Source organism: Myxococcus dinghuensis, from assembly GCF_024198235.1.
GTDB lineage: Bacteria > Myxococcota > Myxococcia > Myxococcales > Myxococcaceae > Myxococcus > Myxococcus dinghuensis.
In genome coordinates, this window is the sequence record NZ_JAKCFB010000037.1 from 26,397 (window position 1) to 41,046 (window position 14,650).

At 70.5% G+C, this 14,650-nt stretch carries 12 protein-coding genes; 5 read left to right on the forward strand and 7 right to left on the reverse strand.

Annotated features, from left to right (window positions below; genetic code table 11):
* Positions 1 to 22: 22 nt before the first annotated feature.
* Both LZ198_RS33345 and LZ198_RS33350 read right to left on the reverse strand, forming a co-directional pair.
* Entirely contained in the window at positions 23 to 1,054 is a 1,032-nt protein-coding gene (locus LZ198_RS33345; RefSeq protein ID WP_253976176.1) for a sugar phosphate nucleotidyltransferase, read from the reverse strand.
* Between the two features lie 43 nt (positions 1,055 to 1,097).
* Positions 1,098 to 2,138 carry an aminoglycoside phosphotransferase family protein gene (locus tag LZ198_RS33350; RefSeq protein WP_253976177.1) on the reverse strand — a complete coding sequence of 347 codons (1,041 nt, stop codon included), beginning with the start codon at positions 2,136 to 2,138 and terminating at the stop codon, positions 1,098 to 1,100.
* A gap of 359 nt (positions 2,139 to 2,497) precedes the next feature.
* Between LZ198_RS33350 and LZ198_RS33355 the strand changes: the two genes are divergently transcribed.
* Positions 2,498 to 3,865: a pyridoxal-phosphate dependent enzyme gene (locus LZ198_RS33355; RefSeq protein WP_253976178.1), complete on the forward strand. Its 1,368-nt coding sequence runs from the start codon at positions 2,498 to 2,500 to the stop codon at positions 3,863 to 3,865.
* Positions 3,866 to 3,898: 33 nt separating this feature from the next.
* Here the strand turns inward: LZ198_RS33355 and LZ198_RS33360 are convergent, their stop codons facing one another.
* Entirely contained in the window at positions 3,899 to 5,329 is a 1,431-nt protein-coding gene (locus tag LZ198_RS33360) for an aminotransferase-like domain-containing protein (protein WP_253976179.1), read from the reverse strand.
* Positions 5,330 to 5,409: 80 nt separating this feature from the next.
* Between LZ198_RS33360 and LZ198_RS33365 the strand changes: the two genes are divergently transcribed.
* From LZ198_RS33365 to LZ198_RS33380, 4 genes are all read left to right on the forward strand, one after another.
* Positions 5,410 to 6,849 (forward strand): pyridoxal phosphate-dependent decarboxylase family protein, encoded by a 1,440-nt coding sequence (locus LZ198_RS33365; RefSeq protein ID WP_253976226.1) that lies wholly within the window; start codon positions 5,410 to 5,412, stop codon positions 6,847 to 6,849.
* Positions 6,850 to 6,968: 119 nt separating this feature from the next.
* On the forward strand, positions 6,969 to 8,456 hold the full coding sequence (locus LZ198_RS33370; RefSeq protein WP_253976227.1) for an AlkA N-terminal domain-containing protein: 1,488 nt from the start codon (positions 6,969 to 6,971) through the stop codon (positions 8,454 to 8,456).
* Complete coding sequence (gene ogt, locus LZ198_RS33375) at positions 8,449 to 8,997, forward strand: methylated-DNA--[protein]-cysteine S-methyltransferase (RefSeq protein ID WP_253976180.1); 549 nt, start codon at positions 8,449 to 8,451, stop codon at positions 8,995 to 8,997. Before LZ198_RS33370 ends, ogt begins: the two co-directional genes overlap by 8 nt.
* A gap of 37 nt (positions 8,998 to 9,034) precedes the next feature.
* Entirely contained in the window at positions 9,035 to 9,850 is an 816-nt protein-coding gene (locus LZ198_RS33380; RefSeq protein ID WP_253976181.1) for an isocitrate lyase/PEP mutase family protein, read from the forward strand.
* A gap of 28 nt (positions 9,851 to 9,878) precedes the next feature.
* On the opposite strand, the gene LZ198_RS33385 is transcribed toward LZ198_RS33380, so the two are convergent.
* From LZ198_RS33385 to LZ198_RS33400, 4 genes are all read right to left on the reverse strand, one after another.
* The gene (locus LZ198_RS33385; RefSeq protein WP_253976182.1) at positions 9,879 to 10,337 is read right to left on the reverse strand and encodes a MaoC family dehydratase; all 459 of its coding nucleotides are present in this window, start codon (positions 10,335 to 10,337) and stop codon (positions 9,879 to 9,881) included.
* A 120-nt stretch (positions 10,338 to 10,457) separates the two neighbouring features.
* Entirely contained in the window at positions 10,458 to 12,614 is a 2,157-nt protein-coding gene (locus LZ198_RS33390) for a hypothetical protein (RefSeq protein ID WP_253976183.1), read from the reverse strand.
* Complete coding sequence (locus LZ198_RS33395; RefSeq protein ID WP_323383177.1) at positions 12,611 to 13,657, reverse strand: S8 family peptidase; 1,047 nt, start codon at positions 13,655 to 13,657, stop codon at positions 12,611 to 12,613. The genes LZ198_RS33390 and LZ198_RS33395 overlap by 4 nt, the downstream gene beginning before the upstream one ends.
* Complete coding sequence (locus LZ198_RS33400; protein WP_253976185.1) at positions 13,554 to 14,393, reverse strand: hypothetical protein; 840 nt, start codon at positions 14,391 to 14,393, stop codon at positions 13,554 to 13,556. Before LZ198_RS33400 ends, LZ198_RS33395 begins: the two co-directional genes overlap by 104 nt.
* Positions 14,394 to 14,650: the final 257 nt, after the last annotated feature.

A 14,650-nucleotide genomic window follows, 5' to 3' on the forward strand; every position in this document is an offset into this window, starting at 1 on the left:
CGCGGGCCCCGTGAAGGCCCCCTCATCGCCCCGTCAGCGGCGCGGGCACACGGTGCGCGCCCCAGGCGAGCACCTCGGTGAGCACCTCGCCCGGAGCCACCCGCGTCCCCTCGAAGACGGCGGCGCGCTCCAGCCGGGCTCCCGCGCCCACCTCCACGCCCGCCTCCAGCGCCACGGACGCACCCACGACGGCGCCCGCCGCCACGCGGACTCCCCGCCCCAGGTACGCCGGCCCCTCCACCCGCGCCTCGCCCGCGTGCGCCCCTGGCGCCACCCACGACGTGCCTGGCCCGCGAGCCAGGCCCGCCAGCGGCGAGTCCGCCCCCAGCCACTCCAGGCGCACCCGACCGGCGAGCACGTCCTGCACCGTGGCCAGGTAGCGCGACGGCGTGCCCAGGTCGGACCAGTACCCGTCCACGCGGACGCCGCGCACCACCTGCCCCTCGGTGAGCGCGCGCACGTAGACCTCGCGGTTGATGTCCTCGGGGCCCTCCGCGCGCATGAAGTCGAAGACGCGCGGCGACATCACGTGCACACCCGTGAAGTGCCACGGCGTCAGCCCGTCCCCGCCGGGACCGTGCCCGGCGATGCGCCGCACCCGCCCGGCCGCGTCCAGCTCCACCGCGGCGTACTTCTCCGCCTCCGGCATGGGCTGGAGCACCATGGTGGCCACCGCGCCGGAGGCCCGGTGCATGGCCACCACCGGTCGCAGGTCCACGGGGTAGAGGATGTCGCCGTTGAAGACGATGAAGTCGTCGTCGCCCAGGAACGACCGCAGCCCCCGGATGCCGCCGCCCGTGCCCTGGATGACGGGCTCGTGCACGACGTGCAGCGGCAGCCCCGCGCGCTCGCACTCCACGCGGGCCACGTCCGCCATGGTGTCCGGCAGGTGGTGGGTGTTGATGCCCACCGCGCCGACGCCCGCCGCCTTCAACACCGCCAGGTGGTAGCGCAGGAGCGGCTGGCCCAGCAGCGGCAGCGCCGGCTTGGGCCAGCGCTCGGTGAGTGGCCGCAGGCGGGTTCCCAACCCCGCGCAGAGCACCATCGCCTTCATCGTCGTCTCCCCTCTCGCGGCGTTGGACTGGACGAGGCCCGGCTCAGGGCGCCAGTTCGGGGACGTACTTCGCCACCAGCGCCTGGAGGCCCTTCAGCTCCGGCCTGCGGCGGAACGCCTCGCGCACGTAGCGCAGCGACGCGGGGATGGACACGAGGAAGCCCGGGTTGCCCTTCACGCGGTGGATGAACTCGAAGCGGCCGGCGTCCTTCAGCTTGCGCTGCACGGTGAGCAGGTCGAAGAACGCCTTGAACTCCACCGCGTCGATGCGCTCACCGCTCGCCTCCTGGAACGTGGCGATGTAGCGGTCGAGCATCGCGTCCACGAACTCGCGGTCCAGCTCCACGTAGCTGTCCCGCAGCAGGGCCACCAGGTCGTACTGGCGGGGCCCCTGGAGCGCGTCCTGGAAGTCGATGACGACCAGCTCGCCCTCCTTCACCATGATGTTGCGGCTCTGGTAGTCGCGGTGGGTGAAGCCCCGGGGCGCGGCGGCCAGCTGCTTCGCGATGTCGCGGAAGGTGCGGTCCAGCTCCGCGCGCTCGGCGTCGGTGGGCTGCTTCCCGCTCCAGGCCTCCAGGCCCCACTCGCGGAAGTGGTGCAGCTCCCAGTCGTAGAGGTCCTCGTCGAAGGCGCGCGTGAAGGCCAGGCAGTCCGGGTCCAGGTGCTTCTCCGCCTGGGCGCGCAGCCGGGCCAGCAGGTCCACCGCGCGGGTGTAGAGCGCGTGGTTGTGCTTGCCGCCCTCGAGCGCGGACTCGAAGGTGATGTCACTCAGGTCCTCCAGCACCATCATCCCCGCCGGCTCGTCGTAGCGCAGGATGGTGGGCACGCGCACGCCCAGCTTGTGCAGGTAGCGGTGGACGTTGACGAAGGGCAGCTCCTTCGGCGGCTCGCCCTTGGTGGCCTCCTCGCTCTTCTTCGTCGCGTCGAGCGGCATCACCATCACCACCCAGCTCTCCGGGGACGCGCCGACGCGGTAGTACGAGCGGTTGCTCGCGTCACCCTTCAGCTTCTTGATGGGGGCCTGGGGAACGGGACGGCCAATGGCCTGTCCCACCTGGTCGCGCAGGGCGGCCTCGAGTTCCATATCGACGGGGTTCTCCAAAGGGGGTTTGGGAGGAGAGGGCCCGAGTATGGGAGGCGCGTCCCCCCGCGTCAAAGGTCACACGCCGCGCATGGCCCCCGGCTCGCCGGGCTGTCGCGTAGGCGACGGGGGTGTCCGGAGCCTGGGCGCACCGCGTCGCGACCCGGCCCTCCCGCCGGGCCGACGAGCCCCACCCCCGTCGGACGCACCCGGCGGCTGGAGGACGCCCTCGGCGTGGATGGGTCGAGGGGCGGACGCTGTTGCCCACCATGGACCCGCGGTCCGGGCGATGGGCGCTGGTGACCGGGCCCCGGCGGCGACATATAAGACGCGCCGCGAACCCCCTTTTTCTGGAAGCCGCGATGGACATCCACGACAACATCCTCACCGCCATTGGCGACACGCCGCTGGTCAAGCTCAACAAGCTCGTCGGGCCGAACGACGCGACCGTGCTGGTCAAGTGCGAGTTCATGAACCCGGGCGCGTCCATCAAGGACCGCATGGCGCTCTACATCATCGAAAAGGCGGAGCGGGAGGGGAAGCTCAAGCCGGGCGGCACCATCGTCGAGAACACGTCCGGCAACACCGGCATGGGCGTGGCGCTGGCCGCGGCGGTGAAGGGCTACAAGTGCATCTTCACCATGCCGGACAAGATGTCCCTGGAGAAGATCAACCGCCTGAAGGCGCTGGGCGCGCAGGTGGTGGTGACGCCGACCAACGTCCCCGCCGAGGACCCGCGCAGCTACTACGAGACGGCCAAGCGCCTGCACCGCGAGACGCCCGGCGCGTTCATGCTCAACCAGTACCACAACCCGGACAACATCGAGGCGCACTACAGCCTCACCGGTCCGGAGATCTTCGAGCAGACGCAGGGGAAGATCGACTACTTCGTCTCCGGCCTGGGCACCGGCGGCACGATGAGCGGCGCCGGCAAGTACCTCAAGGAGAAGATCCCCGGCCTGAAGAACGTGGGCGTGGACCCGGTGGGCTCCGTCTACGAGGGCTACTTCAAGACGGGCAAGCTGACCGAGCCGCACGTCTACAAGGTCGAGGGCATCGGCGAGGACATGCTGTGCGGCGCCATGGACTTCAAGGTCGTGGACGACGTGCGGCAGGTGGATGACCGCCAGTGCTTCGTGGCGGCGCGGCGGCTGGCGCGCGAGGAGGGCATCTTCGCGGGTGGCTCCTCCGGCGCGGCGCTGCACGTGGCCGTCCAGCTGGCGAAGGAGGTGGGCAAGGGCAAGACCATCGTCGTCATCCTCCCCGACTCCGGCAGCAGCTACATCAGCAAGTTCCACTCCGACGAGTGGATGCGCGACAACGGCTTCCTCGAGGACAAGGGCGCCGGCACGGTGCGCGACATCATCGGGAGCAAGCGCGGCGAGGTGAAGACGGCGCGCAAGGGTGACCGCGTCGACCACGTGGTGGAGACGATGCGCGGTCACGGCATCAGCCAGATGCCGGTGGTCTCCGAGGACGGCCGCGCGGTGGGCATGGTGCACGAGTACGACCTGCTCAACGCCCTCGTCGCGGGGAAGGTGAAGTTCGCCGACACCATCGACGCCATCGTCGCCCCGCTGCAGGGCGCGCTGTCGCCGGACACCAGCATCGCCCGCCTGCGTGAGATCTTCGCGCAGGACAACGTGGCCGTCGTGAAGGAGGGCGAGAAGGTCGTCGCCATCGTCACGAAGATCGACCTCATCGACTTCCTGCACCGCAGCGGGGCCTGAGCCAGCGGCCTCGGACGTGAGCGAGGACCCGCGCTAGGACGGGCGGGCCCTCGCGAGCGTGGTCGCCAGGCGCCCCAACCGCGTCAGCCCCTGCTCCAGTTTCGGGGACCAGACGTTGCCGCAGTTGAGCCGGATGTAGTGGCGGTAGAGGTCCCGCGTGGAGAACAGCGTCCCCGGGGAGAGGGAGATGCCCTCCGCCAGGGCCCGGCGGTACAGCTCCACGGAGTCCACCCGCTTCGGCAGCTCCACCCAGAGCACGAACCCGCCCTTCGGTTGCGAGGTGCGCGTGCCCTCGGGGAAGTGGTCCAGGAGGTGCCGGGAGAAGCGCTCCACCTGCACCGAGCAGTGCAGCCGCAGCTCCCTCAGGTTCCGCTCGTACTCCTTCGAGGCCAGGTAGCTGGCCATCACCCGCTGCGACACGGGGCTGCCGCCCATGGAGGAGGCGAGCTGGAGCGCCTGCACCTTCTCCAGATGTCGTCCCGGCGCGAGCCACCCCACCTTGAGCCCCGGGGAGACCGTCTTGGAGAACGACGCGCAGGTCAGCACGCCGCCCCGGGTGTCGAAGGCCCTCAGCGGCCTGGGGCGCAACTGCTGGAACGACAGCTCCGCGTAGATGTCGTCCTCGATGAGCGGCACGTCGTGTCGCGCGAAGAGCGCGACGAGCGCGGCCTTCTTCTCGTCGCTCATCAGCGTCCCCATGGGGTTGCTGAAGTTGGGCGTGAAGAGCCCCGCGGCGATGTCCCTGCGAGAGAGGACCTCCTCGACCTGCTCCAGCCGGATGCCCTCGACCGGGTGCGCGGGGAGCTCCACCACCTTCAACCGCAGGTGCTGGAGCGCCTGGAGGATGCCGAAGTACTGCGGTGACTCGATGAGCACCGTGTCACCCGGCGCACAGGTCGCGCGCAGCGCCAGGCCGAGCGACTCCATGGCGCCATTCGTGGCGACGATGTCGGCGGGCGCGACGAAGGTGCCGAACCGCTCCAGCCTGCGCGACACCTGTCGGCGGTACTCGAAGTCTCCCGGCGGCAGCGCATAGCTGCCCATCAGGCGAGGCTGCTCACGGACCACCCGGCGCGTCATCCGGTTGATGGCCTCGTTGGGGTACAGCTCGGCGGAGAGGCAGGCAGCGCCCAGGGGGAGGACCTCCCGGTTCTTCGCCGACTCGAAGAGGGTGGAGACCAGCTCCGGCACCTGCACCGCCTGCGGGACACTCAGGCGCATGGGGGGCGAGCTGACGCCCGGGGGCGTACGCGGCCCCAACACGTAGAAGCCAGATTGGGGCTTGGACACGATGAGCCCCCGGTCCTCCAGGAGCGCGAGCGCGCGGACCGCCGTGTTCAGCCCCACCCGCTTCACGCGGCTGAGCTCGCGGACGGAGCTCAGCCGCTCGCCGGGCTTCACCAGGTTGCTGGAGATCTGCCGCTCGAGCTCGGCGGCCAGTCGCTCGTACTTCGTCCGGGCCATGGGCATCCTGGAACTGTATCCCACGGGATTCCGTTTTCTGCATCTGTATCCTCCCGGAGGACGGCTCTACCGTGAGGGGCATGACGCTCGACCTCGACCTCCCCCGCTTCCGCCAGTTGCTGGAGCGCTCCTGCGAACAGGTGCTCTCGCTCTATGCCGGCCTGGACCAGAAACGGGTCACCCACTCCAGCGCGCCCCGGCTCGTCGCGGACCGGTTCTCCGGCCCCCTGCCCACGGAAGGCCGCGCCCCCGAGGAGGTGCTGGCCCGGGACATCCCCTTCATCTTCGAGCACTCCACCCTGAACATCAGCCCGCGCTTCTTCGCCTACGTGATGTCCGGTGGAAGTCAGGTGGGCATCCTGGCGGAGCTGCTCTGCGCCGCGCTGAACGTGAACCACGCGAAGTGGCACCTCGCCTCCGCCGCGGCCGAAATCGAGCGCACCACCCTGCGCTGGCTGTCGGAGTTCATCGGCTACCGCGACGAGGCGGGAGGCGCCCTGGTGAGCGGCGGCAGCGAGGCGAACCTGTACTGCCTGCGCGTCGCGCGGGACGCCCAGGCGCCCGAGACCCGCGAGGAGGGCTGCCAGGCCGGGCGTCCGCTGACGCTCTATGCCTCCGCGGAGACGCACTCGTGCGTGATGAAGTCCGTGGAGATGCTCGGCATCGGGAGCCGGTATCTGCGGCGGATTCCGGTCGACGCCCACTACCGCGTCGACGTGGCGGCGCTGGAGGCGCGCATCGTCCAGGACCAGCGCGACGGCCTGCGCCCCTTCTGCGTGGTGGGCAACGCCGGCACCGTCAACACCGGGAGCGTGGACGACCTCGACGCGCTCGCGGACGTGGCCGCGCGCCATGGCCTCTGGTTCCACGTCGACGGAGCCTACGGCGCCGCGGCGGCGTCGGTGGACCTCACGCGGGAGTCGTTCCGAGGCATGCGGCGCGCGGACTCCATCGCGCTCGACCCGCACAAATGGCTCCAGGTCCCCTTCGAGGCGGGCTGTGCCCTCGTCCGGGACTGGACGAGCCTCCGGAACGCGTTCGGCTATGCCGCGCCCTACCTGCGAGCGAAGAGCGACAGCGCGGAGCGCTGGGATTGGATGGGCCACACGTTCCAGTTGTCGCGCAGCTTCCGCGCCCTCAAGGTCTGGATGCAGTTCCAGGTCTACGGCAGCCGCAAGCTGGCGGCGGTCATCGAGGAGAACGTGCGGCTCATGCGACAGCTCGCGGCGGACGTCGAACGGTCCCCGGACTTCGAGCTGATGGCCCCCGCCCCACTCTCCATCGTGTGCTTCCGCTACGCCCCGGCGAAGCTGCGCGCCCTGGGCGAGGACGCGGTGGACGCGCTGAACGACCGGCTCCTGGAGGAATGCGAGCGACGCGGGACGTACTTCCTGACCGGGACGAAGCTGAAGGGACACACCGCGCTCAGGGCCTGCCTCGTCAACCACCGCGCGACGGCCGCGGAGACCCAGGGGTTGCTCGCCCACCTGCGCGCGCTGGGAGAAGCGCTCTCGGGCTGATGGGCCGCCTCCTCTCCAGGGCGCCAGGAGACAAGTGGCCCTCACGGGTTCGGAGGGGTCCATGATGGATGTCCGAAAACCGCGAGCGCCCGTCGCGGGGGGATGACACTGTCTGGCGCATGGACCTGCTCGACACCGACGCCTGCTATCGCGCGCTGACCACGCGAGACACCCGCTTCGACGGTCGCCTGTTCGTGGCGGTGACGTCCACGGGCGTCTACTGCCGCCCTGTCTGCCCGGCGCGCACGCCCAAGCGGGAGAACTGCCAGTTCCACGCCTCCGCGGCCTCCGCCCAGGAGGCGGGCTTCCGCCCCTGCCTGCGCTGCCGGCCCGAGACGGCTCCCGACCTCGCGTCCTGGCGGGGCACGTCCAACACCGTGTCGCGCGCGCTGGCGCTCATCGCGGAGGGCGCGCTGGACGGCGGCGAATCCGGCGTGGAGGCGCTCGCCGAGCGGCTGGGCGTGGGCGACCGTCAGCTCCGACGGCTGTTCCGCCAACACCTGGGCGCCACGCCGGTCGCCGTCGCCCAGACGCGCCGCGTGCTCTTCGCGAAGCAGCTCATCCAGGAGACGCGCATGCCCCTGTCGCAGGTGGCGCTCGCGTCCGGCTTCGGCAGCATCCGCCGCTTCAACGAGACGTTCCAGGCCCTCTACGCCCGCCCACCAGGGGCACTGCGCCGCAAGCAGACCGCCACGCCAGGAGAAGGGGTCGCGGGCGTGACGCTGCGCCTGCGCTACCGGCCTCCGTACGACTGGAGGTCGATGCTCGCCTACCTGGCCGCGCGCGCCATCGACGGCGTGGAGGAGGTCTCCGACACGCGCTACCGCCGCACCGTGGCGCAGGACGGCGACGTGGGCACGGTGGAGGTCACCCACGAGCCCGCGCGCAACAACCTGGTGGTGACGGTCCACCTCCCCCGCGTCGAGGCCCTGCCGACGGTCGTCGCCCGGGTGCGGCGCGTCTTCGACGTGGGAGCGGACATCGAGACGATTGGTGAACACCTGTCGAGAGACCCGTTCCTCGCGCCGATGGTGGCCCTGCGCCCGGGGCTGCGCGCGCCGGGGGCCTGGGATGGGTTCGAGCTGGCGGTCCGCGCCGTCCTCGGGCAGCAGGTGACGGTGGAGGCTGCGCGGCGGCTCGCGGGGAGGCTCGTCGCGCTGTGCTCGACGACGAAGGCGGACGACACGCCCCTCTCGCGGGTCTTCCCCTCCCCGGAGCGCGTCGCGGCCACGGACCTGGGGCCCCTGGGGATGCCCACCGCGAGGAAGACCGCGCTCAAGGCGTTGGCGGAGGCGGCCCTGGCCGACCCGCTGCTGTTCCACCCCTTCGGCACCATCGAAGAGGGCGTCGCGCGACTGCGCGCCATCCGCGGCGTGGGCGAATGGACGGCGCAGTACATCGCCCTGCGCGCGCTGAGGGAGACCGACGCGTTCCCCGCCAGCGACGTGGCCCTGCTTCGCAGCGCGGCCACCGACGCCGGCACGCGCCCCACCCCCGAAGCCCTGCTGACACGCGCGGAGCCCTGGAGGCCCTGGCGCGCCTACGCCGCACAACATCTCTGGGCCGCGGACCCTGGCACGCGCCCGCTGGAGACCCGCCATGGCTGACCCCTTGAAGCTGCTCATCGACAGGACGCAGACCCCCATCGGCGAGCTCATCGTCGTGGCCGACACGGAGGGCCATCTGCGCGCCGTCGACTGGACGGAGTACGAAGAGCGGATGCGGCGCCTGCTGCGTCAGCACTATGGCGAGGGCGGCTACACGCTCGAGCCCGCACGAGACCCCGGAGGCCTCACCGGGAGGATGCGCGACTACTTCACCGGCCGGCTCGACATCATCGACGCGATGCCCACGCGCACCGCGGGCACCGCGTTCCAACGCGAGGTCTGGACGGCGCTGCGCGACATCCCCTGTGGCGCCACCATCACCTACTCGGAGCTGGCGCGGCGCATCGGTCGCCCCGCCGCCGTGCGCGCCGTCGGCCTCGCCAATGGCGCGAACCCCGTGGGCATCGTCGTCCCATGCCATCGCGTGGTGGGCGCCAATGGTACGCTGACGGGCTACGGCGGCGGACTCGAACGAAAGCGCTGGCTGCTCGCCCACGAGTCCCGCGCGAGCCTCGGTCCGCTCCTCTCCTCCGCGCGCTGACCCCACCCTCCACACCCCACGAAGAAAGGCAGCTCCCATGTCGACTCCCCACGCAACCCGGGCCCAGGCCTTCCGTCAGCTCCACGCCAGCGGGCTCCTGCTCCTCGCCAACACCTGGGACGCGGGGACGGCCCGTGTCGTGGAGAGCCTGGGTGCCCCGGCGCTCGCCACCAGCAGCGCGGGCGTCGCCTGGGCCCGGGGCTATCCGGACGGCGACGCGCTCCCCGTGAAGGTCCTGCTGGACGTCCTCGCCTCCATCACCCGCGTGGTGGAGGCCCCGCTCACCGCGGACATCGAGGGCGGCTACTCGGACGACCCCGAGGCGGTGGGCGAGGTGGTGGAGGGCGTCCTGCGCGCGGGCGCGGTGGGCATCAACCTGGAGGACGGCACCAGCCCCGTGGAGCTGCTCGCCGCGAAGATCCAGGCCGCGCGGCGGGCCTCCCAGCGGGTGGGACTCGACGTCTTCGTGAACGCGCGCACCGACGTCTACCTGCAGAAGCTCGTCCCCGAGGAGCGCCGGCTGGAAGAGACGCTCGCGCGGGCGGAGCGCTACCGCGCGGCGGGCGCGGATGGCCTGTTCGTCCCTGGGCTGACCGCGGCAAACGACATCCGGACCCTCGCCGCGTCGGTGGGGCTGCCGCTGAACCTCATGGCGGATCCGGCGCTGCCAGCGCTCGAGGAGTTGCAGGCGCTGGGCGTCCGCCGCCTCAGCGCGGGGGCCACGCTCGCCAAGGCCATCTTCGGGCGCGTCGCGGCGCTGGCCACGGGCTTCCTCCGCGACGGCAGCGCCGCGCCGCTCGTCCCGGGCGCGATGCCCTACCCCACGCTCAACACGCTGATGAAGGCGCGCTGAGCGGCGCGAACCGCGGGGTTGGTGGCGACTACGTCGCCGCGCCGTCCTGGGGCTTGCGCGAGAACAGGGCGTTGGCGATCTCCGACATCACCACCTCGCCCTTCTGGTTGCGGACCTCGAAGCGGAACTTGATGGCGCCCCGGTCCGGCTTGCTCTTGGACGGAGTGGTGGAGAGGACCTCGAAGCGCGCGGTCAACGCGTCGCCCGGACGAACGGGCTTGAGCCAGCGCAGCTCGTCCAGGCCAGGCGAGCCCAGGCTCGCGGTCTTGCTCAGGAGGTGCTCCACCGCGAGCTTGTGGCAGATGGAAGCGGTGTGCCACCCGCTCGCGACGAGGCCGCCGAAAATGCCTTCGCGCCCTCCTTCGTCACTCAGATGGAAGGGCTGCGGGTCGAACTGCTTCGCGAAGGCGATGATCTCCTCGCGCGTGACCACATAGGGCCCAGCCTCGCTCGACTCACCCGGCTGGAAGTCATCGAAGTAGCGCATGGTCCGACCTCAATAGGTCGGCCGCCGCCTCCTCGCAACGCATTGACACGGCCGCGCGGCGTTTTGCCCGGCGGGCAGTCCCCCGCACTTCGGGTCCGGGGGACGCTTTCCCGAGAGTGCTCAGAACGACAGCAGCGTCAGGTCCATCGACAGGAAGACGGAGATGCGGAAGGCGTTGCGTTCGTCGACCGTGACCACGGCGCTGCCATCCGGCAGCGTCTCCGTCGTGGAGACCTTCCGCAACGCGGGCACCATCGACACGCCGCCACCGAACACGACCGGCGACCTGAACAGGCCGAAGGTCACGAAGGCGCCTGGCGAGAGCACCTGCGCGAAGCCGATGTTCGGCTCCGCGAGCACCTTCTCCGTCACGCCCTCCTGCACCGTCTGCGTCTCCGACTTCAGCCGGGGGGACACCACCGCCCCCAGGTCCAGCACCGAGAGCATGCCGCCGATGTAGAACTTGGGAGAGAGCGGGCCACTGAGCTGGAACCCGATGGGCGCGAACACGGAGAGGGCGCTCCCGTTCGTCTTCCCCGTCACGTCGTCCAGCAGCTCGTAGGAGTAGGCTGCACCCAGCAGCGCGTTGAGCGTCAACTGCGTCCCTTCATACTTGGTCCGATAGCTGCCCACGGGCGCGGCGGCGGCCTCGAGCGTGCGTGCCACGGTGTCGCTGTCCTTCGCGTTGGCCAGCTCGACCACGAGCGGCAACCCCTTGAGCACGACGGGCGGAAGCTGGCCGTCGAGTCCTGGGATGGTCCTGGACAAGTTCGCCGAGAGGTCCAGCATCGCCATGACCAGCGCTCCGGAGTCCGTGGACTCCGTCAGCCGCTGCCCCACCTCCGAGATGGCGCCCAACGCCGTCATCACATTCGCCACCACGGAGTCACTGCCAGGGTCGAACTCTCGTGCGAACGAGGCACCCACGGTCGCCACCACCTGAACGGATTGGGCGACCAGGGCGAGCCGATCTCGCGACGTGAAGCGCTCCGGACGGCCATCCGCGTTCAGCTTCTCGTCGCGCATCTGCGTCAGCAGCTCCTGAATGCGGTGCGCCTCGCGTGCGGCGGTGGTGATTCCGGAAACGAGCTTGGAGAAGCTGCTGGCGGCAACGGGCGTCTTCATCGCCTTCTCCACGGAGAGCACGACGGACACCGTCAGGTAGCCCCACTTGGGGTTGTCGTGCGGCAGCGCCACCACCTGCGTCCAGCCGTCCTCGCGCAAGATGGCATCGACGACCGCCGAGCCACGCTTCACTGCACCCACCGTCTTCTGGCACGTCAGGGTCCCTTGGACGTTTCCCTTGAAGCGGACCTGGCCCGGGGTCTCGCATTCGAGCGTCGCGAACTGGAGGTTCCGCGCCAACTCCAACGGGGAGCGGCCGTCCCGGGCCTCGCGGTAGAACGACAGCCCCAGGCGCGCCGCGGACAGCGGTTCGGCCGTCGTCTCGTTCACGCAGCTCGCACCGGCCAGCGCCAGTTCGGGCAGCCGCTGCAGGTCCCTCGACGCCGCGGCCCGCAGATAGATGCCCATGCTGCTGAGCGGCAGCTTCACCTCCAGGGAACTGAACGCGGTGCAGAAGTTCCGGAAGTAGTCGCGTCCCTCGCCCGAGCAGAGCTGGGCCTCGAGCTTCTCGGACAGGAACAACAAGGCCTCGGCCTTCGCGCGGGTGACCAGGAACTCCGCCAGACCGTTGATGACGGCGGACTGCACCGCGTCGATCGGGTTCGCCACAGTGGGCACGGTGGATTGCAGGGCCCCGCTTCCTGGTGCCCCGGAGAACCAGGACTCAACCGTGTTGGCAGCCCCGGGGGCTGGCACGTGGAGCCTGGCGAGCGCGCCACGCACCTCGAGAATCGCCTGGTCCGTGTCGAGCGCCCGAAGCGTTGAGACATCCACCTCGGTGAGCCCACCTCCAGTGCCCATTCGATGCACGTTCGAGCAGGTTTCCCCCAGGGACTTCAGGGAGGCGACTGCGCTTGCCCGAAGCGCCGTCGTCTCCGCCGCAAGACGGCCGCCCACGGCAGGCGCCATCGCAGCGTCGATGCGCTCCTTGTCGAGGCTCTCCGTCGAGAAGGGCCCCGGCTGGCTCACCACGCTCTCCACATGCAGCTCCGCGACCCTTCGGCAGAGCATCTCCAGCTGGACCATGAAGTCCCGCTGCTCCAGATGGCGCGCGGGGATGGTCGGCAACGCGGGTTGGATGCGCGTCCGGCACTCCGGCGGTTCGGCGGACAGGGACACCACGAGCACAACCGCGAGACTGGTCAGAGTCATGACGACAAGGCCCCCAGTAGCGCCAGCGCGGCCTTGACCAACGGAAGAGGCGCGAGCCTTCCGAAGGGCATCTCAGGAGATATCTGAGAGGACGTGGAGCGGATGAGACCGGGCAGGGCTTGCCCCATCTTGCGAAGCTCGTCCTGCGTGTCACACAGCCCCAGCGCGAGCGCGGCTGCGCCCGCGGTGATGGCGGCGGCGCCCGAGGTCAGTCCATTCCAGGTCGTCCATCGCCCGTCGGGCTGCACCACGCGCAGCGCCTCCCCGGGTGCCGCGACGTCGACCCAGTCATCGAGGCTCGCGGTCGGGAGCACGCGCCCCGTGGAGCCGAGCGCCGTCGCGGTGAAGATGCCCTGCACCTGCTCCGGAAAGGCCGCCGTGGTGTCCGGCGTGTTGCCCGCGGCGCCCACCACGAACACGCCGGCCTGGGACAGGAGCTGCACCGCGTGCTGGAGCCGGGGCGTCACCGCGTCGAGCAGGAAGCTGCACGACACGACCTGCGCACTGGCCGCGAAGCACCCCACCGCGAGCGCCTCCTCCACCGCATCCAGCGAAGGCCGCCCGTCTGGACCGACGATGGGGAAGTTCAGCACCGTGGCGCCAGGAGCGAGCCCGGGGCTGCGCGCGTGGCTCGACGCGATGAGGCCCGCGCAATACGTCCCATGCGCCTGTCCGAAGGGAGGGTTCGCCCACGGCGTCCCATCCGGGCGGAAATGCTCCACGCGCGTCGCGGGCAACCCACCGACGGAGGCCACGCCATTGTCGAGCACCGCCACGCGGATTCCGGCGCCCGTGGAAGCGCGCCAGGCCTCGCGGACCCGGAGCGCGGTCAGGTGCCACGGGACATCGCCAGGGACGGGCTGGGCGTCTCTCGGAGCCCAACGAGGTCGGTCGGGAGGCATGTGCGGTCCCCTTCGGTCAGTCGGACGAGAACGAAGCTCAAGGGCTGGGAGACCGGCAGAGGGAGCGCGCGTGCCGGAGCGTCTGTTCGCACTCCCGCTCCGCGTCTGGCGCCATCTCCCGGGCCGCCACCATGCAGGCATCGAACGAGGCGCGCCCCTCCTTCGTGTCCACGCGCTGCCCCTGCTGTCGCAGCTCGTAGTAGCACCCCGTCATGTCCCCGAGCCGGTAGCTGACGAGCTGACGCTCGGTGCATCGCGTGTGGTCGGAGTCCGTGTAGCGGAAGCGCTCGCCGTGGTACTTGTCGCATCGGGTGCGCGCCGCGTCCGAGAAGACACAGCGGTCGTCGTGCGGCTCCGGCACGAGATGGGTGAGCTCGTGCGCGAGGGTGTTGATGAACTCCGCGCGGGTGGAGACCTTCGAGTCCCGCCACTTCTCGACCTGCCAGGGATTGAAGGCGGTTCCGTGGCGGCCCAGGTTCGTGGTGGCGATGGCTCCGAAGTGACGATTGACGAGGTAGTGGACGCCGACGAACGACCGCGCGAGGACGTTGGTGACGACCGCCTCGCCGTCGGTGGCGTACTCGACGGGCTCCGTCATCCCCTTGCAGGTCTCCACGCCCACGATCCACCCCGAGGCCTCACGCACCAGCCCCCGGAAGGCCTCGTCGGCGAAGATGGCCCGGACCTCCGTGAGCCCCTCCTTCAACGCGGTCACGTCCTTCGCTTTGGGTTGGTAGAAATACACCGAGACGTCGGAAGCGCCCGCCGAGGGCACCGCCCACAATGCGTCCGCAGCAGGCGTGGATTGATAGCCACGAAACGGGCACCCCGTCGTCGACACCAGGAGCACCACGGACAGAAGAAAACGCGAGCGCATGAACTCCCCCTGACAACCGTTGAACGTGGTGACGGCGAATTCCTTACGGCGATTCTCCAATGGCTCGCATGTGACGCAAACGGGGTCGTCTCCACCCCCCAGGTCACGCCGCCCACGTCGAGGAGCAGGGGTGCGTCGACGCCATGGGGGAGCGGGGGTGGCGGGGCGGGTGCCGGCCCGCTCCGTCCCCGCCCGTCCCGGGGGCCGAGCCGGTCACCTCCGCGCCCCATAGCTTCACCGCGAGCCCGCCGCGAGGT